Origin of the sequence: Streptomyces sp. B21-083, from assembly GCF_036898825.1 — a bacterium.
Classification (GTDB): Bacteria; Actinomycetota; Actinomycetes; order Streptomycetales; family Streptomycetaceae; genus Streptomyces.
In genome coordinates this window covers 261629-283224 of the sequence record NZ_JARUND010000002.1, presented here as the reverse complement: position 1 = coordinate 283224, position 21596 = coordinate 261629, and the positions used below count along the sequence as shown (strand labels likewise).

General features: G+C 70.7%; 20 protein-coding genes and 2 pseudogenes. 11 read left to right on the top strand and 11 right to left on the bottom strand.

Features of this window, described 5'->3' with window-relative positions; genetic code table 11:
* Window positions 1-15 precede the first annotated feature (15 nt).
* Together QA861_RS25350 and QA861_RS25345 are read right to left on the bottom strand one after the other, a co-directional pair.
* A complete protein-coding gene (locus QA861_RS25350; RefSeq protein ID WP_334590882.1) occupies window positions 16-2001 on the bottom strand; it encodes an N-acetylmuramoyl-L-alanine amidase in 1986 nt (661 codons plus the stop codon).
* Window positions 2002-2222: 221 nt separating this feature from the next.
* Window positions 2223-3374: an aminoglycoside phosphotransferase family protein gene (locus tag QA861_RS25345; protein ID WP_334590881.1), complete on the bottom strand. Its 1152-nt coding sequence runs from the start codon at window positions 3372-3374 to the stop codon at window positions 2223-2225.
* Window positions 3375-3619: 245 nt separating this feature from the next.
* On the opposite strand from QA861_RS25345, the gene QA861_RS25340 reads away from it, so the two are divergent.
* Window positions 3620-5116, top strand: a complete 1497-nt coding sequence (locus QA861_RS25340; RefSeq protein ID WP_334590880.1) for a DNA-binding protein NsdB — start codon at window positions 3620-3622, stop codon at window positions 5114-5116.
* Window positions 5117-5252: 136 nt separating this feature from the next.
* On the opposite strand, the gene QA861_RS25335 is transcribed toward QA861_RS25340, so the two are convergent.
* A complete protein-coding gene (locus tag QA861_RS25335) occupies window positions 5253-6695 on the bottom strand; it encodes a PP2C family protein-serine/threonine phosphatase (RefSeq protein ID WP_334590879.1) in 1443 nt (480 codons plus the stop codon).
* A gap of 484 nt (window positions 6696-7179) precedes the next feature.
* Here QA861_RS25335 and QA861_RS25330 point away from each other — a divergent pair, with 484 nt between their 5' ends.
* Window positions 7180-7620: an SsgA family sporulation/cell division regulator gene (locus tag QA861_RS25330; protein WP_334590878.1), complete on the top strand. Its 441-nt coding sequence runs from the start codon at window positions 7180-7182 to the stop codon at window positions 7618-7620.
* 6 nt (window positions 7621-7626) lie between these two features.
* On the opposite strand, the pseudogene QA861_RS25325 reads toward QA861_RS25330, so the two are convergent.
* Both QA861_RS25325 and QA861_RS25320 read right to left on the bottom strand, forming a co-directional pair.
* Window positions 7627-7940 (bottom strand): annotated as a pseudogene (locus QA861_RS25325) (baeRF3 domain-containing protein); the annotation flags it as partial.
* A 93-nt stretch (window positions 7941-8033) separates the two neighbouring features.
* Entirely contained in the window at window positions 8034-9635 is a 1602-nt protein-coding gene (locus QA861_RS25320) for an alpha/beta fold hydrolase (RefSeq protein WP_334590877.1), read from the bottom strand.
* Between the two features lie 187 nt (window positions 9636-9822).
* On the opposite strand from QA861_RS25320, the gene QA861_RS25315 reads away from it, so the two are divergent.
* Window positions 9823-10743: a GNAT family N-acetyltransferase gene (locus QA861_RS25315; RefSeq protein WP_334590876.1), complete on the top strand. Its 921-nt coding sequence runs from the start codon at window positions 9823-9825 to the stop codon at window positions 10741-10743.
* A gap of 20 nt (window positions 10744-10763) precedes the next feature.
* On the opposite strand, the gene QA861_RS25310 is transcribed toward QA861_RS25315, so the two are convergent.
* A complete protein-coding gene (locus tag QA861_RS25310) occupies window positions 10764-11255 on the bottom strand; it encodes a nucleoside deaminase (protein ID WP_334590875.1) in 492 nt (163 codons plus the stop codon).
* 192 nt (window positions 11256-11447) lie between these two features.
* Here QA861_RS25310 and QA861_RS25305 point away from each other — a divergent pair, with 192 nt between their 5' ends.
* Complete coding sequence (locus tag QA861_RS25305) at window positions 11448-12224, top strand: GNAT family N-acetyltransferase (protein WP_334590874.1); 777 nt, start codon at window positions 11448-11450, stop codon at window positions 12222-12224.
* A 34-nt stretch (window positions 12225-12258) separates the two neighbouring features.
* Here the strand turns inward: QA861_RS25305 and QA861_RS25300 are convergent, their stop codons facing one another.
* From QA861_RS25300 to QA861_RS25290, 3 genes are all read right to left on the bottom strand, one after another.
* A complete protein-coding gene (locus QA861_RS25300) occupies window positions 12259-13140 on the bottom strand; it encodes a GNAT family N-acetyltransferase (protein ID WP_334590873.1) in 882 nt (293 codons plus the stop codon).
* 142 nt (window positions 13141-13282) lie between these two features.
* Window positions 13283-13567 (bottom strand): GlsB/YeaQ/YmgE family stress response membrane protein, encoded by a 285-nt coding sequence (locus tag QA861_RS25295; protein WP_334590872.1) that lies wholly within the window; start codon window positions 13565-13567, stop codon window positions 13283-13285.
* A gap of 201 nt (window positions 13568-13768) precedes the next feature.
* Complete coding sequence (locus QA861_RS25290) at window positions 13769-14209, bottom strand: SPW repeat protein (protein ID WP_334590871.1); 441 nt, start codon at window positions 14207-14209, stop codon at window positions 13769-13771.
* Between the two features lie 239 nt (window positions 14210-14448).
* On the opposite strand from QA861_RS25290, the gene QA861_RS47125 reads away from it, so the two are divergent.
* The 3 genes from QA861_RS47125 to QA861_RS25280 all read left to right on the top strand — a co-directional run bounded on the left by QA861_RS47125 (window position 14449) and on the right by QA861_RS25280 (window position 16599).
* A complete protein-coding gene (locus QA861_RS47125; RefSeq protein ID WP_361374499.1) occupies window positions 14449-14532 on the top strand; it encodes a putative leader peptide in 84 nt (27 codons plus the stop codon).
* Window positions 14533-14796: 264 nt separating this feature from the next.
* Window positions 14797-15351 carry an NADPH-dependent FMN reductase gene (ssuE, locus tag QA861_RS25285; protein ID WP_334590870.1) on the top strand — a complete coding sequence of 185 codons (555 nt, stop codon included), beginning with the start codon at window positions 14797-14799 and terminating at the stop codon, window positions 15349-15351.
* A 102-nt stretch (window positions 15352-15453) separates the two neighbouring features.
* Window positions 15454-16599, top strand: a complete 1146-nt coding sequence (locus tag QA861_RS25280; RefSeq protein WP_334590869.1) for an LLM class flavin-dependent oxidoreductase — start codon at window positions 15454-15456, stop codon at window positions 16597-16599.
* A gap of 117 nt (window positions 16600-16716) precedes the next feature.
* On the opposite strand, the gene QA861_RS25275 is transcribed toward QA861_RS25280, so the two are convergent.
* A complete protein-coding gene (locus tag QA861_RS25275) occupies window positions 16717-17265 on the bottom strand; it encodes a CGNR zinc finger domain-containing protein (protein ID WP_334590868.1) in 549 nt (182 codons plus the stop codon).
* A gap of 35 nt (window positions 17266-17300) precedes the next feature.
* On the opposite strand from QA861_RS25275, the gene QA861_RS25270 reads away from it, so the two are divergent.
* From QA861_RS25270 to QA861_RS25260, 3 genes and pseudogenes are all read left to right on the top strand, one after another.
* Window positions 17301-18251 (top strand): NAD(P)-dependent oxidoreductase, encoded by a 951-nt coding sequence (locus QA861_RS25270; RefSeq protein WP_334590867.1) that lies wholly within the window; start codon window positions 17301-17303, stop codon window positions 18249-18251.
* Entirely contained in the window at window positions 18248-19234 is a 987-nt protein-coding gene (locus tag QA861_RS25265; protein WP_334590866.1) for a DMT family transporter, read from the top strand. Before QA861_RS25270 ends, QA861_RS25265 begins: the two co-directional genes overlap by 4 nt.
* 49 nt (window positions 19235-19283) lie before the next feature.
* Window positions 19284-20043, top strand: a pseudogene (locus QA861_RS25260) (helix-turn-helix domain-containing protein); the annotation flags it as partial.
* Here the strand turns inward: QA861_RS25260 and QA861_RS25255 are convergent.
* Complete coding sequence (locus QA861_RS25255; RefSeq protein ID WP_334590865.1) at window positions 20032-21078, bottom strand: acyl-CoA dehydrogenase family protein; 1047 nt, start codon at window positions 21076-21078, stop codon at window positions 20032-20034. The pseudogene QA861_RS25260 and the gene QA861_RS25255 overlap by 12 nt on opposite strands.
* A gap of 98 nt (window positions 21079-21176) precedes the next feature.
* Here QA861_RS25255 and QA861_RS25250 point away from each other — a divergent pair, with 98 nt between their 5' ends.
* On the top strand, window positions 21177-21530 hold the full coding sequence (locus QA861_RS25250; RefSeq protein WP_334590864.1) for a YciI family protein: 354 nt from the start codon (window positions 21177-21179) through the stop codon (window positions 21528-21530).
* Window positions 21531-21596 lie beyond the last annotated feature (66 nt).

The window sequence follows — 21596 nt, the reverse complement described above, 5'->3', positions numbered from 1 at the left end:
CCTGTCGTCGGTGGCTCAGGAAAGAGTGAGCCGTACGTCCGCCGCCCGCACGAACGCCACCCGGTGGCCGAACTGGATCTCGTAGTACTGATCCTTGCCGACCACGACCCGGTGCGAGGCGGTGTCGAAGGTGACGGAGTAGTCGTACTCGCCCGGCACCTTCTCCCCAGCCACGTACTTCTGGCCCGCGGGCAGCTTGTACGACAGCGGCGAGACCGCCTGGACAGGCACGCCCGCCGGATACGCCGAAGCCTCCGGGTACGCCCTCCCGTAGACCGGGATCTCCGACAGACCGTCCTTCGGCGTCACGACAGCGCCGACGGCACTCACCGCCGTCGGGTTCGCGGCGGGGTTCTGGAACCAGGCCTTCTGGCCCAGATACCAGATCGCCGTCCAGTCGCCCCTGCGCTCCGCGACGGCGTACTGCTGGCCGGTGGAGGCCCGTGCCCCGACGTCGTTGACGTCGATCGACGAGACGCCGCCCGAGGGGTGCGTGCCGATGTCCTTGACGAGCGCCGACGAGGTGTCCGGCTGCGAGTACAGCCGCACCTCGCTCGACCCGTGCGCCGCGCACGCCTGACCCGACGTGGTGCAGCCCGTGTACGTCGGCCGGTTCGACGCGTAGTCCGGCCGGATCGTCACCACCGCGCTGTCGCCCCGCAGATGTGCCATGCGCTCGAAGGGGCGGCCCAGCAGCTCGAAGTAGTGCCGCCAGTCCCAGTACGGGCCCGGGTCGGTGTGCATACCCGAGACGGTCGAGGTGGTCGGACCCGGCACGGTGTCATGGCCGAGGATGTGCTGCCGGTCCAGCGGGATGCCGTACTTGGCCGCCAGATACGTCACCAGCCGCGCCGACGCCCGGTACATCGACTCCGTGTACCAGGCGTCCGGGTTCGCGAGGAACCCCTCGTGCTCCAGACCGATCGACTTGGCGTTGACGTACCAGTTGCCCGCGTGCCAGGCCACGTCCTTCGCCTTCACATGCTGCGCGATGTGCCCGTCCGTCGAGCGCAGCGTGTAGTTCCAGGACACGTACGTCGGGTCCTGGACCATGTTCAGTACGCCGTCCCAGGCGCCCTCGGTGTCATGGACGACGATGTACCGGATGCTCTGGGAGGCCGGCCGGTCGCCCAGGTCGTGGTTGCCGTAGTCGCCGTCGCCGAACTCCTCGTACGGCGCCGGAATCCACTCGCAGGACACCGTCGCCGGGCACTCGGTGCCCGCCGCGGACCCCTTCCGCAGCCCGGTCCGCCGCAACTGGGCGGTGTCGGGGGCCAGTTCGGGGCGGGCGGCGAGCGCCACGCGCTGTCCCTCGTCGGTCGTGCGCCGCTCGCCGGTGCGCAGTACGTCGTACACGTCGTCGGCGTACGCCGCCGCTGTCGCGGTGTCGTCGGCTCCGGAGAAGCGGGCCACCGCCCCGTACCAGTCCGCCGGGTCGGCGCTCAGCGGCTCGGCCAGGTCCCGCTGGGCAGCGGCCAGAAGCGCGGCGCCGCCGGCCAGGTTGGCGGCGGGGTCGGTTCGGAGCTGCTTCGCGGGCAGACCGGTGAGTTCGGCCGCCTTCGTCAACGTCCGCAGACGGGACGGGAGTTCGGCCTCCGTCGGCACCTCGGTGGTCGGGTGAAGGGCCGGCCGGGCACTGTCGCCGCGCGCGTCCTCCGTGCCCTCGCTGTGGTGCGGGGCGCCGGCGAGGGCGGTCCGGGCGTCCGTGAGGTGCATCGGGCCGTAGCCGCCGGTGACGCTGGGCGCACCCGCGTGCGTGTCCCACCGGGACTGGAGGTAGGAGACGGCGAGCAGAAGGCTCCGCGGCACGTGGTACTCGTCCGCCGCAGCCTCGAAGTCGCGCTGCATCCGGGTGGCCGAGTCGCCGCTGCCGGCCGGGGCCGCGCCCAGCAACGGCAGCAGCAGAGCCGCCGAGGCGACTGCTCCGGCGGCTCTGCGCAGGCGCGGGCGTCTGGGTCCGGGATCGGTGAGGAGGGTGGGTTCGGTGGCGTGTCCTCGCATTTGCGGCCTCCGGGTCGGGCGGATGTGGGGGAGTGGCGGACGTGCGGGGCCGGTGAGCACATTAGTGGCTCGAACATCCGACGGTCCGTCAATCATGCCCACAGACCGGAGACTTCCCATGTCAAGAGGGGTGCGGGAACTTTCGTGGCGACCCGTGCGCGGGCATGGCGAAGGCCCGCGACGCGCCGCTGTCCAGGCGCATCGCGGGCCCACGTCCCCCGTCAGCGAGTGCCGACCGCCGCCCGCACGGCCCGTCGGGCCAGCTGGCAGTCGTCGTGCAGCCGCCTCAGCAGCAGCCGCTGTTCCTCGCCGGACGGCGCAGCACCCGGGTGGGCCGGTCCCGGTGCCGCCGGCGTGGTCTCGTGCATCGAACGCTGCACGGCCAGTTCGTATGTACGGATCTCGCGCGTCAGTACCAGCATCAGGTTCACCAGGAAGGCGTCCCGTGCCGCCGGTCCCGCCGACTGCGCGAGCTGGCTGATCTGCCGCCGGGCGACCGGCGCGTCACCGAGGACCGCCCACAGCGTCGCCAGGTCGTACCCCGGCAGATACCAGCCCGCGTGCTCCCAGTCCACCAGCACTGGACCGGCCGGTGAGAGGAGGATGTTGGACAGGAGTGCGTCGCCGTGGCAGAACTGGCCCATTCCCTGACGGCCCGCCGAGTGCGCGATGCCGTGCACCAGCTTCTGGAGGTCGCCCATGTCCCGGTCGGTGAGCAGCCCCAGCTCGTGGTACCGGGAGATACGTGCCGCGTAGTCGAGCGGGGCGTCGAACGTGCCGGCCGGTGGACGCCAGGCGTTGAGCCGGCAGATGGCGCTGAGTGCCGCCCTGATGTCCGCACGCGGCGGCGCCTCGGCCGGATGCCTCTGCAAAGCCGCCACCCGGCCCGGCATCCGCTCGATGACCAGGGTGCAGTTGTCCGGGTCCGCAGCGATCAGCCGGGGCACCCGCACAGGCGGGCGGTGCCGGACGAACGAGCGGTATGCGGCTATTTCGTGCCGGATGCGCTCGGCCCAGCCCGGGGACTGATCCAGTAAATACTTCGCGACGGCCGTGCTGCGCCCTGTCGTCCCGACCAGGAGTACGGAGCGTCCGCTGCGACGCAGGACCTGCACCGGTGCGAACTCCGGGCAGATCCGGTGCACCGAGGTGATGGCTGTGCGCAGCTGGGCGCCCTGGGGCCCGGACAGGTCGAGTCTGCCGCTGAGCGGCTGGGTGCCGATCCCCGGGAGCCGTCGCGCGCGGCCGGCACCGGCGCCGGAACCGAGGGCCGGGGCCGCCGGACGCGCGGGGTCGAGGTAGGGGCCGCTGCCACCCGGGCGGGGGTGCAGCAGCCGCGGAGGGGCGGACACGGAGGACGATGCTGCGTACATGGGAGAAACAGATCCCTTCGTGTGCCTGCGACGGTCATGCGCTACCCGGCCCGGTCTCCCGGTTGCACCCTGGGGAGTGCACCTGCTGTAAAGGGATGGCGACCGGGTCGGGGTGGCGCATTCCTACCTGACACCCGTTGCCCAGTGGCACACCATCTGGCGAACCCTGGCGAACCCTGGCGAATAGTCGCTCAGCAACTGACAGACGGTTACTGTCAACTCAGCCGAGAACCTGGGGGCTTGACGTGAGCGGACAACCCAACACTCGTCTGACGGACCTGTTCGGCCTGGCCGGCTGGTCCAAGGGCGAACTCGCGCGGCTGGTCAACCGGCAGGCGGCGGCCATGGGCCACCCCCAGCTGGCGACCGACACCTCGCGGGTGAGGCGGTGGATCGACACGGGAGAGATCCCGCGCGATCCGGTGCCGCGCGTACTGGCTGCCCTGTTCACCGAGCGTCTCGGCCGTGTCGTGACCATTGAGGACTTAGGTCTGGTCCGGCACGGGCGTGTGGGGAAACGGCCGGGCGGCGGGAGTGCGGAAGCTCCCGACGGCGTGCCGTGGGCGCCCGAACGGACTGCCGCGGTCCTCACCGAATTCACGGGAATGGACCTCATGCTCAACCGACGCGGCTTGGTGGGTGCGGGCGTCGCTCTCACCGCAGGCTCCGCACTCAGCAGTGCCATGCACGACTGGCTGCACACCGACCCGACTCTCTCCGCCGACGCACCCGACCTCGACGATCCCCTGCACGCCGATCCCGCCGGTTTCGACCGGTACGAGGCCGCCCCCATCGGGTGGCAGGAGATCGAGGAACTGGAACGCGCGGTCGAGGTGTTCCGGGCCTGGGACGCCGCCCGCGGCGGTGGACTCCAGCGCAAGGCGGTGGTCGGTCAGCTCAACGAGGTGGGCGGCATGCTCGCCTACCGACACCCCGAACCCCTCCAGCGGCGCCTGTGGGGCGTCGCAGCCAACCTCGCCGTCCTCGCGGGCTGGATGTCGCACGACGTCGGCCTGGAACCCACGGCCCAGAAGTACTTCGTCATCGCCGCCCACGCGGCCCGAGAGGGCGGCGACCGGCCGCGCGCCGGGGAGGCGCTCTCCCGGGCGGCCCGCCAGATGGTGCACCTGGGCCGGCCCGACGACGCGCTCGACCTCATGAAGCTCGCCAACTCCGGCTCGGGCGAGGAGACCCTGCCCCGCACCCAGGCCATGCTGTACACGGTCGAGGCCTGGGCGCAGGCGTCGATGGGGCGCGGTCAGGCGATGCGCCGCACGCTCGGCCAGGCGGAGGACCTCTTCGTCTCCGACAAGGGTGATGTGCCGCCGCCGAGCTGGATGCAGATGTTCAAGGCGGAGGACCTGTACGGCATGCAGGCCCTGGCCTACCGCACCCTGGCCGAGCACGAGCCGGCCGCGGCCGTGCAGGCCCAGTACTACGCCGAGAAGGCCCTCGAACTGAGGGTCGACGGCCGGGAGCGGTCGAAGATCTTCGACTTCTTGTCCATGGCCTCCGCCTGCTTCATCGCGGACGACCCCGAACAGGCGGCCGGGTACGCGCGGCTGGCTCTGGTGTCGATGGGCTCGAACTCGTCCCGTCGCACCTGGGACCGACTGCGCGAGATGTACCGGCTCACCGCCGAGTACTCCAGCTTTCCGAAGATCGACGAACTCCGCGAGGAGATCAAACTGTCGCTGCCCAAGCAGACGAGGGGGAAGGGCGGAAACAACGCGCGGGTCTAGGGCCTGTCGTCGAATTCCCGCCTGCCTGGCGACGCCAGGCACACCATCTCGCCGCCTAATCGGATCAGCCGTCGCCGCGGCGGGCGCCAGGGCCGCCCTTCGGGTGGGTGTCGGGAATGTGACGACGGGGCCGCCCCTACGGGGTCACCCTGGCGACGAGTACACAGGCGTCGTCCTCGCGCTCGGACTCGCCGAACTCCTCCACCACCGCCCGTACGCAGTCCTGCGCGGTCCGCGCCTCGCCGAAGCGTGCGGCCAGATCGAGCAGACGGTGTGCGGCGGCGGAGTCTTCCCGGAGTCCGGGTACCAGTCCGTCGGTGTGCAGGAGGAGCACATCGCCGGGTTCGAGGATCTCTTCGGCCTGTCCGTACACGGCGCCCGAGGTCGCGCCGAGAAGAACGCCCTCCGGGGGGCTCAACACGTGCCCCGTCCCGTCGCGAAACAGCAGCGGGGCGGGGTGTCCTGCCTGGGACCAGGTGAGGGTGCGGGTGTTCGGCCGGTAGCGGCAGCAGACCGCGCTGCCCAGGGCCGGCTGGACGGATGCGTCGAGTAACTGATTGAGCCAGGTCATGAGTTGGCCCGGCTGGGTGCCCGCCACGGCCATGCCGCGCAGCGCGCCCAGCAGCATCGCCATGCCCGAGGTCACGGTCACTCCGTGTCCGGTGAGGTCGCCGACGCTCAACAGGGTTTCGCCGTCGGACAGTTCGAGCGCGTCGTACCAGTCGCCGCCGATCAACGCGCTCGTCGAGGAGGGAAGGTAGCGGGCGGCCAGGTCGAGGGCCTCGGGGCCCTGGTGCGGGAGTCGCGGGGAGCCGCGCCAAGGCGGCAGCACAGCCTCCTGCAGCTCGACCGCGAGCCGGCGCTCGGACTGCGCGTGGTGCCGGTGACGCTGCAACGAGTCACGGGTCTCGCTCACCGTCCGCTGGCTGCGGCGCAGTTCGCTGACGTCCCGGAGCACGGCCCACATGGAGGCGGTGCTGCCGCCGGCGTCGAGCACGGGCTCACCCATCATGTGCACGGTCCGTACGCCGCCGTCGGGCCGCAGGACGCGGAACTCGCCGTCGATGGGCTTCGCGTCGATCAGACAGTCCGTGACCATCGCGGTGAGCCTCGGCCGGTCCTCGTCGAGGACCAGGGAGGGCAGCTCGTCGAGAGTGAGGGGCTCCGCGGCCGGGTCCCGGCCAAGGATCTGGTACAGCTCACCTGACCAACTGACCTCGTCCGTAAGGAGGTTCCACTCCGCACTACCGACCCGGCTCAGGAGCGAGTCGCGCCGGGGCGCGGTCGGCACGGCTGATACGGCGGGCAGCGTCCCGGCGGTCGCGGGGGACTCGGGCAAGGGCTGTGGTCCGTCCCGCAGCTGGGCCAAGTGCTCGTCGAGGTCGCTCAGTTGGTGCAGTGCCAGGTCGTACAGCGCGCGCTGCCAGCGTCCCTGCGGGTCAGATCCGTCGGCCGGTGTGTCTCGTCGTACGGCGTCCACGTCACCTTTGAGCTGTCGGGTCTGAGTGATGAGAGCGTCGACCGAGCCGCGCGCGGGAGGCTGGGCGGCTGGACGGTCCGCGGAGAGATGGGGCGGCATGACGCACTCCGATGAAGGGACGGTACGACCAAGGCTGACGGAAGACCGGTTACGACTGTTGCACAGCCCGCGACGCCCTGTAAGGGATTTGGCAACACACGGGACGGTGGTGCTTCTGGCATATGCCACAGTCTTCTTGGACGGTTTTCCTGATGCGAGAACGGTACGCGTCCGGTGTGCCAAGTCGTAGGCGGGGTACGCGACTTGTCGGATCGATGGGGATGAGTGGCAACTCATTCAGTCGCGTGTTCGACGGCCGTTTGTGCGATGCGCGGTGATGTGCTGACGGGGCGCATCGTCAGGTTGCCCCCGAATCGCCCAAGGGTCCGTGTTCCCTGCGGAAAACCACGCATGTCAGTGATGCAGGTCACATTAAAAGCTGCGGGTTCCGCGTAATCGGAGAGGCCATTTCGGGGTCGTAACACCACGTCGGCACAACGCGTCGGCGTCACCACCGTCGGCCCGAACCGGAGCGGAGACCGCCATGGACGTCACCCTCGAACAGCCCGCGCGTGCACGTCTGATCACCTCGGAGGAGCAGGAGCTCCCCATCCGTGCCACGCTCCGCTACGCCTCGACGGATCCGCTGGCCGTGCACATCGACTTCCCGGCCGAGGCCGCCCTGGACGGCGAGGGGGTGATCTGGACCTTCGCCCGGAGCCTGCTGGAGGAGGGAGTGCGGCGGCCTGCCGGGAGCGGCGACGTCCACATCTGGCCTTGCGGGCCCGCACGCACGGTCATCGAGCTTCACTCGCCGCACGGCCTGGCCCTTCTCCAGTTCGACACACCGGCCCTGCGCCGCTTCCTGCTCCGAACGTTCGCCGTCGTGGCGGCCGGCAAAGAGGACCTCGGCGACGCCGTCGACCGCGGTCTGTCCGACCTCCTCGGCGCTCCCTCTGCGGGCAGCGAGGGCCGGGAGCAGTAGGGGTGGTCAGTCGCGCGGTACGCCGACGATTCCCATGGCCTCGGTGAGCGACCCGTCCGGGACGAAGCGGATCTCCGCGCCGGTGCTCAGGCACCGCTCGACGATCTCGTCCACGATGTCCTCGCGGGCGTCGAGATCGCCGCTTCCGGCGGGCACGAGATGCTCGCCGCCGACGTCCCGAACCAGCACGCGGTAGTTCTCCTCGGCGGCCGGACGCGTCCCTCGGCGGCGCTCCGTCACACCTCGGCCACCCCGGCGGCGAACTTTCGTCGGCCACGCGCGTTTTCGAGGTCCCGACGGACCGCGCCGGCTTGATCCCGCTGTCACTCCGCGACCAGCAGGAACGCGTCGACCGTGTGGTGGACGCGCGGCAGGATTCTGCCCGGTGTCGGCCCGGGGCCCGTGCGCGGGTCTCACTCGGCGTCGTCCGTGCCGCAGGAGCTGCCGTCGGCCGGGAGGGAGCCGTCCAGGAGGAACGCGTCGACCGTGCGGTGCACGCACTTCGAGGACCCGTACCCGGTGTGGCCCTCGCCCTTGTTGTCGAGGACGACGGCCGACGAGCCCAGCCGCTCGGCTGTCTCCGTGGTCCAGCGGTACGGCGTGGCCGGGTCGCCGCGCGTGCCCACCAGAAGCATCTTCGGCGTGTCGACGTCCCGAACCTCTGTACGGATGAAGTCTGTGCCCCTGGGGCGGCCGTAGCAGGTCAGGATCTCGGTGAGGCGGTAGCGGCCGAACACCGGGGAGGCCTTCTCGTACGTGGCGCGCAGGGCGGCGAAGTCCTTGGTGATACGGCGCGCGGTGGGCCGGTCGGGATCGTCCGCGCAGTTGATCGCCATCAGCGCGGCCGGGAGGTTGTCGACGGGTACCTCGGCCTCGTCGACGAGCCCGCCGCCGGAGTCCGGGGAGGGGGACTGCCGCTCGGCGCTCAGTCTCGGCAGGGCGGGGACAACGGCGCCTCCGCCGCCGAACCCCATGATCCCGCGCGCGTCGCCGTCCTCGACCAGCGCGGCGAGGGCCCGCTCCAGGGGAGACCACATCCGTTTGCTGTAGAGGCCCTGACTGATGGCGCCCACGAGGTCCTGGCCGGAGAAGCGGTCACCGTAGCCGGTCGGCACCGGGTCCCTGTCGAGCGAGCCGACCAGGGCGACGACCCGCTCGCGGGCGGTGCGCGCGTCCTGCCCGAACGGACAGGCGATGTCCGCCACGCACCAGTTGAGGAAGCTTTCCAGCGCGGTCTGCTGCCCGGCGGCGCCCGCGAGACCCTGCTCGGCGAGCGACTCGGTGAGGGTGTCGACGCCGTCGAGGACGAACCGGCCCACCTTCGTGGGGAACTGGGCCGCGTAGACAGCGCCGAGCCGGGTCCCGTACGAGAATCCGAGGTAGTTGAGCTTCTTGTCGCCGAGGGCCTGGCGCATCACGTCGAGGTCGCGGGAAGCGTCGACGGTGCCGATGTGGCGCAGTACGGGCCCGGAGTGGCGCACACAGGCCTGGGCCGCCCTGCGCAGCTGTTCGAGGACGGCACGCGGGTCGTCCCCGGCCTCACCGCCGGTCACCTCGGCGTCCGCATCCGCGCCTTCACCGCAGCTGACGGGGGAGGACCTGCCGACACCGCGCGGATCGAAGGTGACGACGTCGTAGCCGTTCGTCAGGCCCATGAAGTCCTTGCCGTCATAGGCGAGTTGACTGACGCCCGCGCCGCCGGGCCCGCCGAAGTTCAGCAGCACGGAACCCCGGGACCTGCCGGTCGCCCGATAGCGGGCCATCGCCAGGTCGAGCGTGCCGCCGCCGGGCTTCGCGTAGTCGAGCGGGACGGTGACCTTGCCGCACTGCAGGTCGGCCGTCGGCACGTCGTCCATCGCCGCCTCGTCGGCGCAGGCCGACCACTTGACCTTCTGGTGGTAGAAGCGGGACAGGCCGGGCTCGTCGGCCGCCGCGGCCACGGTCGGCGCGCCCGTCCCCAGCAGGGCGAGCGTCGTGGCCGAGGCGAGCGCCCGGCGTCGGTACGCGGACCGCATGAATGCCTCCAGAGGCGGCCCCGGCTGCGGACCGGGACGGCGCCCTGATCACGATAAGGGGGCGGACAGTGCCCCGCCTCTCGGCGGACCGGGTGGCAGGGAAGACCGGGCCGGGTGGTCGCGGCGCCTTCGGGATCCATGGTCGGATGGGGCCGCATCCCCCCACTGAACGGAACGGAGCACCTCCATGATCTCCTCCGCCGGCCCCCTCGCCCCGGTCTCGGACGACCTCGTCGTCACCCGGGCCACGCCCGAGGACTGGCCGGTCGTCACCGGATGGGCGGCCGACGAGGGCTGGAACCCCGGGCTGTCGGACAGTGCCGGGTTCTTCGCGCAGGACCCGGAGGGATTCTTCGTCGGCAGGGTCGGCGGGGAGCCGGTGTCGGCGATCTCGGTCGTCAACTACGGTGCCGCGTACGCCTTTCTGGGTTTCTATCTCGTGCGTCCCGATCTGCGGGGCCGGGGTTACGGGATCACCACCTGGAAGACCGCGCTGGCCCACGCCGGAAGCCGTACCGTCGGCCTCGACGGAGTCGTCGCCCAGCAGGACAACTACCGCCGCTCGGGCTTCGAACTCGCCTACCGCACCGTCCGGTTCACCGGAACCGCGCCCGCCGCCGACATCCCGGCGCAGGTGCGCCCCGTACGGCCGACGGACCTGGCGGCGATCACGGCGTACGACACCCTCTGCACCCCCGCCGACCGGCCCCGCTTCCTGGAGCACTGGCTGACGGCCCCCGGCCATCGCGCCTTCCTGTGCGAAACCGGCGCCGATGCCGATGCCGATGCCGACGGCGGCGGGTCCGGCCCCGGTAGCCGTACCGTCACCGGCTACGGAGTCGTCCGTCCCGGCCGGGACGCGCCCCGCATCGGCCCGCTGTTCGCCGACACCGCCGCCGATGCCCGGGCGCTGTTCGCCGCCCTGATCGCCGATGCGGCCCGGACGGGGGTCGCGATCGACGTTCCGGAGCCGAACACGGCTGCCGTCGCGATGGTGCGGGAGGCGGGCTTCACACCCTCCTTCGAGACGGCACGCATGTACACCGGTCCCGTACGGGAGTTCGCGCGGGAAAGGGTCTTCGGGGTGACCACGCTCGAACTCGGGTAGCGAGGAACGCCCCTTGGGGGTCAGCCCTGTCGGGGTGCGCCGGTGTGGAAGCGGCGATGCAGGTCGCGTACCTGCGGGGCCAGTTCCGGCACCGGGCCCTCGACTGTCACACCGGGCGCGACCTCGTTGACCGGCAGGGTCCGTACCGGGGGTGCGGGTACGTCCAACTCGGCCAGCCAGGACGCCAGTTGCTCGGACGAGGCGACGTACACGATCCGTCCGAGGCCCACCCAGGCGTGCGCGGCGGCGCACATCGGGCAGTGCTCGCCGGAGGTGTAGACGGTGGCCGCCGCCCGTTGCTCCGGAGTCAGGTGGGCGGCGGACCAGCGGGCCAGTTCGAACTCCGGGTGGCGGGTGCGGTCACCGGAGGCCACCCGGTTGTGGTCCTCCGCCAGCACCGCCCCGTCCGCGCCCACCAGCACGGAACCGAACGGTTCGTCGCCGGCCGCCAGGGCCTCGGCGGCCAGCTCCACGCAGCGGCGCAGATAGGGCAGTTCGTCGCTCTTGACCATGACTGACCGGGTCTCCCTCGCGGTGTGGTTCAGGGTGCAGGGTACGTCCGTAGGCTCGGAGAGCGGTGCAGGCGCCGGACGGGCCCCTGGGAGCGCCGAACATTGCTTCGCATATGCGAATAACCTGAAGCGTGATGTAGCGCGGACGCCAATACCGTTGCGCTTGCCGCATCGGAGTGCTGGAGTAACGGCATGGATCATGCAGCGGTGCTCGCCCTTTACGACCGGGACATGCGCGAAGGGGCGCAGCCCGACGGGCCGGGCGCTCGGATCGAACGGGTGGGCGGGGTGGTGCGCCAGGTCGCAGACGCCCAGGGCTGGAACGGGGTCGTCTGGTCCGACCTCGACGCGGCACACGCCGACGAGGCCATCGGCGAGCAGATCCGCCACTACGGCGACCTCGGACGGACGTTCGAATGGAAGCTCTACGGCCATGACCTCCCCATCGACCTGGGGCAACGGCTGCGGACGGCGGGGTTCACGCCCGAGCCCGAGGAGACGCTGATGATCGGTGAGGTCGCCAATCTGACCTTCGACACCGAGCCGCCCGAGGGCATCCACCTCGTCCCGGTGACCGACCGGACCGGTGTCGAGCTCGTGGCGGACGTGCACGAGAAGGCGTTCGGCACCGACAGCTCCCGGATGCGGCACCAGCTGCTCGCCCGGCTCACCGACGACCCGGACACGGTCACGGCCGTGGTGGCGCTGGCCGGCGACGAGCCGGTGAGCGCGGCCCGCATGGAACTCGTGCCCGGTACCCGGTTCGCCGGGCTGTGGGGCGGCGGCACCGTCGAGGCCTGGCGCGGCAAGGGCATCTACCGCGCCCTGGTCGCCCACCGCGCCCGCGACGCCGTGGAGCGCGGCTACCGCTATCTCCAGGTCGACGCCTCCCACCAGAGCAGGCCTGTCCTGGAGCGCCTCGGCTTCGAACCCCTCACCACGACGACGCCGTACGTGTACGAGGCCTGAGCCCTGACGGCCGGAGCGCCGGGCGGCGCCGGTCTCACAGCCCGAGCTGGTACTCCACGGCCCTGTGGGTGGGCAGGTACCCCAGCTCGTCGTTGATGCCGAGCATCGGCGCGTTGCCTGTCGCGGTGTCGGTGAGCAGTCCCGTGAGTCCGGGGTGGCGTTCGCGGGCGCGGCGGATCGACTCGGCCTTCATCCAGCGCCCGAGGCCCCGGCCGCGGTGCCCGGGCAGCACCGCCGTACCGTAGTGCTGCCCATCGCCCTGACCGTCGCCCGGCACCACCAGCTCGGAGAAGCCGACGACCGAACCGTCCGCCGTGTCCAGCGCGGCCACGGTGTGCAGCAGGTCGCCGCGCTTGCCTACCGCCTCGGCCGCCGCCAGGACGCGGTCGACGTCCCACACGACCGTGCCGTAGTCGGTGCCCTCCATCGGCATGTCGTCCATGGCACGGCGCGAGTCGGCGTAGCTCCCCGCCAGCGCGGGCGGCACGGCGCCCTCCCAGGCCGTCAACCGGTAGCCGGGGTGCGGGAGTTCGGCAAGCCGGGTGATTTCCGCGAGGTCCACGTCGGCGAGTACCAGCCGGGCGTACGTCAGTGCCAGCACCCGGCGAAAAGCCCGGGCCGCGAGGAAATGGTCGCCGGGGGAGCCCTCCTCTGCCTGCGCCAGGACCGAGCGTCGACCGTCACTCCGGGCCGCCGCGACGGCGGCCTCCAGGAGCCGGGTGCCGACGCCCCGCCGCCGCTCGGCGGGGTGGACGGAGATCTCCACCTCGGCGAGATGCTCCTGGCCTTCCCGGCTGAACAGGCGCAGATAGGCGGAGCCGAGCGGCACACCGTCCTGGCCGGCCGCCAGCCAGACGAGCCGTCGGCTCGACGCGCCGGGTTCGGGATCGGTGAGTGCGGTGATGCGCGGGGGCAAGGGGGCTCCGTGACATGGACGTGGGTGGTGGTTCGCCGAACCTAGCTTCGGCGAACCACCACCCACAAAGGGATTTCGGGGCCCGGAGGCCAGGCCCGGCCCGACGCGGCCGCCCCGGCCTCCTGCACTCACCCTCGGCCCGTCACCGCCGCCTGCTGTGCGCGCGACGCGGCGCCTTCGCGCGGTCCAGCGCGGCCACACCGAGGGCCGCGAGCCCGATCTGGATCAGCCACTCGACCCAGTCGACGCCGTCCGTGTCGGACACGTCGAGCCCGGCCGCGATCGCCGAACCGATGAGTGCGGCCACGATACCGACGGCGATCGTCCAGAGGACGCCGATGTGCTGTCGCCCCGGGATGACGAGCCGGCCCAGTATGCCGATGACGGCGCCGATGATGATGGCACCGATAATGCTCGAGATCGTCATTTCCGCCCCTCTTCGCCGGTACTGCCTACCTCCTGACTGGTGCCCGCTCCGGCCCGGGACAGTCCGTTCGGCCCCCAAAACGCCATGCGCGTTTCGAGGGCGTGTGAGCCGAACGGAGAGCGGGCCCGCCCCTGGAGGGGGTCGGGCCCGCTTCTCACCTCGACGTACAGGTGGTTGTCGTCGTCCTCTCTCCGCGCGTACCTACGGCCTGGGTGCGCTTCTCGCTGTCGCGCCCGCACTCAACATCCCCAGGCACAGGGCCAGGGCGCCGATGATGACGTTGTTCAGCACCACACCCGCGTCAGGGCTGTCGCCGACGATCCACGGCGAGACGATCATCCAGATGCCCATCGCGCACAGGGCCCCGCTGAGGCCGTACATGCGCTCCGGAGTGTTGGTGAACCCGAGGGCCAGCAGGCCGATCGCGATGCCCATGATCAGGTTGTGGGTCACGAGCGGGGGCTGGCTTGTCGTGTAGTGGAGGATCCAGGGGGATGCCGCGCAGTACAGACCGACGAGGAACACCGGTCCGTCCACTAGCGCGACATCGCGACCGCCGAGCATACGGGCGTACCGGGCCCGCATTTCGGATACATCAGGGTGGCTGTGGATGTCACCTCTGGTGTGCGAGACATTGGCCATGACTCGTCTCCTTCGACTGTGCAGGCCTGACCGCTTCTGTTGCGGTTTGCGGTTAATGCCGCGTACTCACATTGTGCTCTTATTTCTCCCTTATGTGCGGTAAAAGATGATGAATGATGCTGGGTGACCGTCCTTGCACGCTGCGTGTCCCGTCGTCCGTTCGTGTCGGGTGGTCCGCGATACGAGACCGGTCGGCTTTTCCTTGACTGCCGTCTTCGGCGACTGTCAGGATCCACCGCATGACAATGCGACTGGACCTCACGCGGCGACGGCACGTCGACCTCGCGCGCGTCTCCAGTGCCTCCTGTCGTCCCGCGGCCTGATCCCCGTCCTGATCCGCCGCGTTCTTTCGTAACCGCCTGAGAAGCCACCGGACTTCATCCGGACGGCAACGGGCGTGCCCTCCGGCGTGACGACCGCGCCGGCCTCCTCCACGACCTCGTCGCCCGCGGCCGGCGCGCGGTCGGCCGCTGGGTCCTCGATGGCGAACCGCCCGAACCGACCTGGCAATCCTGACCACTTCACCCGGGTCGCCTGCCGTGTCGCAGATGACGCCGGACCCCGGAAAGCCTCCAGAAAGAGGACCCATGGCCACCGTCCTGTCCGTCTCCGGCAGCCCCTCCGTCTCCTCCCGCACCGGAAAGCTCCTGCGGCACCTGGACACCCGGCTCGCCGCGCAGGGACACGAGGTGATCCCGCTCGACGTCCGCACGATTCCCGCCGAAGCCCTGCTCGGCGCCGACTTCCGGCACCCGGCGATCGTCGAGGCCACCGAGTTGTTCGCACGCGCCGACGGTGTCGTCATCGGCACCCCCGTCTACAAGGCGTCCTACTCCGGTGTCCTCAAGGCACTCCTCGACCTGCTCCCGCAGTACGCCCTCACCGGCAAGACCGTGCTGCCACTCGCCACCGGCGGCACCACGGCCCATGTGCTGGCCATCGACTACGCACTGCGCCCGGTCCTCAACTCCATGGGTGCCGCCCACATCGTCCAGGGCTGGTTCACCCTCGACAAGGACATCACCGCCCACGAGGACGGCTCCATCGCGGTCGCCCCGGCCACCGCGGAGGCCCTCACCCAGGTCCTCGACCAGTTCTCGGCAGCGCTCGGACGCTCCCCGCTCCTCGCCGCGGCGAGCTGACCCCGACCACCGCGCACCGCTGCTCGAACGACGACTCACCCCGCTGGCGGGCCCAGCCGCCCGCTGTCACGCAAGACGCCCGTTCCCGATCGGAGTTCTTCGGTGTCCCTCACCTTCCACTGGTTCCTCCCCACCAACGGCGACAGTCGCCATGTCGTCGGCGGCGGCCACGGCACCCCGGCCACCGCCTTCGGACGGAACCGGCCGCCGACGGTCGCCTATCTGATCCAGATCGCCCGCGCCGCCGAGGACCTCGGCTTCGTCGGCGCGCTCACCCCGACCGGCGCCTGGTGCGAGGACGCCTGGCTGACCACAGCCATGGTCAGCCAGCACACCGAGCGTCTGAAGTTCCTCGTCGCCTTCCGCCCCGGCTCCGTCTCCCCGACCCTCGCCGCGCAGATGGCGTCCACCTTCCAGCGCCAGACCGGCGGACGGCTCCTCCTCAACGTGGTCACCGGCGGTGAGAGCCACGAACAGAAGGCCTACGGCGACTTCCTCGACAAGAACGCCCGGTACCGTCGTACAGGCGAATTCCTCGAAGTCGTACGGGAGTTGTGGGAGGGCAAGACGGTCAGCCTGACCGGCGAACACATCCGGGTCGAGGAGGCCGCGTTGGCCCGTGTCCCCGACCCGGTCCCCGAGGTGTACTTCGGCGGTTCCTCACCCATCGCCGGTGAGGTCGCCGCCCGGCACGTCGACGTCTATCTCACCTGGGGCGAACCGCCGGCCCAGGTCTCCCAGAAGATCGCCTGGGTCAAGGGGCTGGCCGCCCGGCAGGGGCGCACCCTCCGGTTCGGCATCCGGCTGCATGTCATCACCCGCGACACGGCCGAGGCGGCCTGGGCGGAGGCGGACCGCATCCTCGCGGGCTTCGACCCGGGGACCGTACGGGACATCCAGGCCGGGCTCGCCCGCAGCGAGTCGGAGGGGCAGCAGCGGATGCTCGCCCTGCACGGCGGCGGCAACCGGGACGGGCTGGAGATCCACCCCAACCTCTGGGCGGGAATCGGCCTGGTACGCGGCGGCGCGGGCACCGCGCTCGTCGGCAGCCACGACGAGGTCGCCGACCGCATCGCCGAGTACCACGCCCTGGGTATCGACGAGTTCGTCCTCTCGGGCTATCCGCACCTGGAAGAGGCGTACTGGTTCGGCGAGGGGGTGCTGCCGCGGCTTGCCGCGCGGGGGCTGTGGCGGCACCCGTTCGCGTCGGCCGCCGCCCCGGCGGCACAGGTGCCGTTCGGTGGCTAGGTGTTGCGGGTCGTGAGGTTGTTGACAGGGTGCTGGCGGCGTCCGCTGCTGGCGACCGCCACTGACATGAGCGCCAGGCGTTACCGGAGAGCTACGGGGGGCGGTTTCCTGTAGTCGTTACTTGTCGGCGAGCCGGGCTTTTTTGACCCTGTTACCGCAGGTGTTCATTGAGCACCAGCGGCGGTTTGTGCCGCGACTGGTGTCGAGGAAGAGGCCGGCGCAGCCGGGGCCTTCGCATGCTTTGATCCGGGTGCGGTCGGGGCCTCCGAGTATGTGGATGGCGTCGGCGGCAAGCACTCCGAGCGCGTCCGGTACCGGTGCTTCCTTGCTGAGGTGCCAGACTGCGAGCCCGTTCTCGAGACCGGGCCTTGGCTGTCCTGCGGCCGCGGCCCCGTTCAGGAATGCCGCGTCACCCGGATCGGGGCGCTGGGTGGCGGCGACGGCCAGCCCGGCACGGTAGATCGCTTCTCTCAGCGTTAGTGCATCCTTGAGCTCTGCGGGTGAGACGTCAGGCACGCCGAGCCCCGCGGCATGCAACCAGAGCTCTAGCCGGCCGGGGTCGGAGAACCGCTCCTGGGGCTCCGCGCCGGCCCGGTCGCTCATCGTGGCGGTGAAGCGGAACGCCAGCACCTCGTTGTCCAGTCGGAACAGTCGACGGGCCTCCACGGTCCCCCCTTCCGCAGGTATCACCTTGGATCTATTTGAACCATCTTAGCCAGTTCGACAAGGGCGTCGACTCGCGCCACAATGTGAACCGTCTTAGACGGTTCACATTGTCGGAGGTTGCGATGGGCGAGGTTGCGGTCATTGGTCTGGGCGGTATGGGGCGGGCGATCGCGCGCAATCTGGTGCGGGCAGGCCTGGAGACTGTGGTGTGGAACCGTTCAGCGGGGCCTGCGGAGGAGCTCGCGGAGGCCGGCGCCCTCCACGTCGCATCCGTTGCGGAGGCCCTCCGGTGCCCGGTGGCGTTCTCGGTCCTGTCCGACGACACCGCCTTCGCGGAGGTCTTCCTCGACTCCGGGGTCCTCGGACAGGCCCGGCCTGGGGTGGTGCACGTCAACGTGGCTACGGTGAGCGTCGGGCTGGCCCGCCGGGCCGCAGAGGCGCACGCTGCGCACGGGATCGGATATGTTGCCGCCCCGGTGTTCGGCCGGGTCAGCGTCGCGGAGGCCGGTGCGCTGAACATCCTCGCCGCAGGAGAGCCCGGGCTCATCGACCGGGTCCAGCCGTTCTTCGACGCGATCGGATCGCGCACCTGGCGCCTGGGCGAGCGGCCCGAGCAGGCCAACACCGCCAAGGTCCTGGGCAACTACCTGATCGCCTGCGTGATTCAGTCGCTCGGCGAGGCGGTCAGCGTCGCCGACGCGGCCGGCGCCGACCCGGGTCAGTTCGTCGAACTGCTGGCCTCGACACTCTTTCCCGGACCCGTCTACTCCGGATATGGGTCAATGATCGCGCAGCGCAGATACCAGCCGGCCGGGTTCACCACAGCACTTGGACGCAAGGACCTCCACCTCGCCCTCGCTGCAGCAGCCGGTCAGGCGGTCTCCCTGCCGTTCGGTGAACTGCTCAGAGGCGTGTTCGACCAGGCGATCGCCGACGGCCGCGCAATGGACGACTGGGCTGTGATTGCGGAGCAGCAGCCGCGGTGAACACCGCTGCTCGTACGGTCGTTGACGGGCCGCGCCCAGCGCCGGGCAGGGCGGTCCGCGTGCTGTCCGTGCCGCTGATGGTGTTCGCCGGAGGGCTCCTCGCAGCCCAGTCCGAGGTCAACGGACGCCTCGCCGCCCAGCTCGGCACGGGGCCCCGCACTGGCATCGCCGCAGGAGCTATCAGTATCGGCGTCAGTCTGCTGACGCTGCTGGCCGTCAGCTCGCTCATGCCCGGCCGCCGGCGCGAGGTGGCGGGAATCGCAGCAGTCTTTCGGGAGAGGCGGCTGCGGCCTCGGGAGGCCTCAGGCGCAGTGCTGGGTGCCTGCTTTGTCGCGAGCCAAGGACTCACCCCGATGATCGGGGTGGCACTGTTCAGCATCGCCGTCACCGCGGGACAAGCATGCAGCGCGCTGTTCCTCGACCACATCGGCCTCAGCCCCTCAGGACGACAGGCCGTCAGCCGCTCGCGCGTCATCGCAACCGCCCTGGCCGTCACGGCCATGGGCATCGGCGCGAGTGAGCAGCTCACAGCAGGCGTTGCCTGGGCAACGGTGCTGGCCGCCGCCATCCCGCTGGCCACCGGGGCCGGCCTGTCGGTGCAGCAGTCACTCAACGGGCGCATCGCCCGAGTTGTCGGCCCATGGGCCGCGACCGTGAACAACATGGTCGTCGGCCTGGCCACACTCACCGTCGCCTTCGCCGTCAGCCTGCTTGCCGCAGGCAGCCTGAACGGGATGCCCGGCGATGCCGGCCTCTACGTCGGCGGGCTGCTCGGCACGGCCTTCGTCGCTCTGGCCTCCTGGCTGGCCCGCGTCCACGGCGTTCTCGTTCTGGGACTCTCTGTCATCGCGGGACAGGTCCTCGCCGCCGGAGCGATCCAGGCGGCACTCCCGCACGGGCACGCCACGCCGATGAGCCTGATACCCGTCGCGCTCACCCTCACCGGCGTACTCATAGCCTTCCGCCAACGTGCGCACCACTGAGCCCCAACCCCTTCCCGCCACTCCCTCCTCCGGAAGCAAGGAACATCTCTTGTCCCACCGCAACGCTCCGCTGACCGTCGAAGGACGCCGCCGTCTCATCGAACGCTGCAAGACCCGCCCCATCGCACACGTCGCCGCGGAGATGGGCATCTCGCGCGCGTGTGCTTCCAAATGGGTCAACCGGTACCGGCGGTACGGGGAACTGGGCCTGCTCGACCGCTCCAGCGCACCGCACCGCCAACCGACAGGGACCCCTTACCGGGTGATCACGAGGATCGGGGCGCTGCGGCGGGAGCGCAAGTGGCCCGCGGCCCGGATCGCGTTCGAGCTCGCCGCCGACGGCATACCCATCTCCCGCCGGACGGTCACCGCCACCTCGCCGCGCTGGGGCTGAACCGACGGAAGTTCATCGACCCCAACGGCGAGACGAACCGCGAGCCGCAGAAGATCCACGCCCGCAGGCCCGGGCACATGGCCTCGTGGACGTGAAGAAGGCCGGCAGGATTCCCGACGGCGGCGGCTGGCGTGCCCACGGCCGCGGCAGCGAGCAGGCGAAGGCCACGGACCGGGCCAAGGCCAGGGGCGCCAAGGCCGGGTACGCGTACCTGCACTCGGCCGTGGACGGGCACACCCGCCTCGCCTACACCGAGGCACTCCCCGACGAGAAGGCCAGGACAGCGATCGGGTTCGTCAACCGGGCCAAGGCGTTCTTCGCCGCCCACGGGATCACCAGGATCGAGCGGATCGTGACCGACAACGGCGCCTGCTACCGCGCCCGCGACTTCGCCCACGTCCTCCTAGTCGGCCAGGGCGGCGAGGTGGGTGTCGCGTACGTCTGTCGTCTGGCCCTGTACCAGCAGGAACAGGCCCTCGCGGGCGAGGCGTTGGGCCGGGCTGTCGAGGTTCATGGACCGGCCGCCCCCGGCCACGACCGCCGCGGTCGTCGCCGTGCGCATCAGCTCGTACGCCCGGGTCTTGAGCGCCAGCCGGTCCGCGATGTGCTCCTGCGGCCGGCGGTGGTCCGTGAGGGCGTACGCGCCACGGCGTACGGCGTCCAGGCGGGTGCGCAGTGAGCGCGCGGTCGCCGTGGCGCCCGGGTGGACGGCGAGGAGATCGAGGGCCGCGTATGCCACCCCGAACACGGCCGGGTTCGTGTTGGTGGCCCGGGGCAGGTCGACGAGGGCGAACTTCTCGCGCGGCATGCGCAGGACGACCGCTTCCTCCGGCAGGCGCAGGCCCTTCAGCTCCAGGGACACCGTTCGGGCGGCCGTGAGTGCGGCCAGCCGCATGGGCGGCGAGGCGCGCAGCCCCGACTGCTCGCGGGCGTCGGCGAAGGCGAACACCACCTCGTCCGTGTCCGACAGCCCCGCGAGCAGCATGACGTCGTTCAGCCCCCAGCCCGTGTACCAGGGGACCGTCCCGTCGAAGCGCCAGCCGCCGCGCTCGTATCCGACCCGTACGGGCACGCGAGGGAAGGACCGCAGATGCGCGTACGCGATGCCGGACAACAGGGCGCCCGTCGACAGCGGGCCCAACAGGCGCTCCCGCACCGGGAACTGAGACTCTGTCAGCATGGCTACCGGGGTGTGGTGCTGGGTCTGCACGAACCAGGTCGAACAGCAGGCCCCGGCCAGGATCTCGGCGACCTCCCGGGCGACCGAGGCGGGCGCGCCCGCACCCCCGTACTCCTTCGGTGCGCTCACCCCGAGCAGCCCCGCCCGCTTGATCGCCTTGATGCTGCTCGCGGGTACACCTTCCTGGTCGACCCGGCTCGCCTGCGGGGCCAGGACCTCGACGGCGAGCCGGCGGGCGACGGTGACGAGCGGATGCGCTGTGGCGGTCATGGGGAGGATTCTCCTGGTGTCGCGGTGCGTTGTGTCTCTACAGAGGTGCTCCCTTCGTGTAGGAGATGGGGCAGAGTGATGATGCCCAGGAGGACGCGATGAAGTACTACCTGCTCAGCGCCATGAAGCCGGTCGGCGAACCGTCCGCGCCCGAGACGATGGTGGAGATCAACCACAGGCTGAGCGTCTTCCACGAGGAGTTGCGGGACGCCGGGGCGTGGGTCTTCGCGGGCGGACTGCACCGCCCGGACGCGGCGACGGTGGTGCGGCCCGTGGGTGACGAGGTCGAGGTGATCGACGGGCCCTACGCCGAGAACAAGGAGTTCCTCGGCGGGATCTGCCTTCTCATGGCGCCAGACCTCGACGCCGCCCTGGAGTGGGGCCGCAAGGCCGCACTGGCGACGACCCTGCCGGTCGAGGTCCGTCCGTTCCTGGGCGAGGTCGACGACTGACGGATCGGCGTTGATGCTTTGGGTAGTGTGAAAGATACTCAAAGTTATCTTCGTGTATGTGGAATA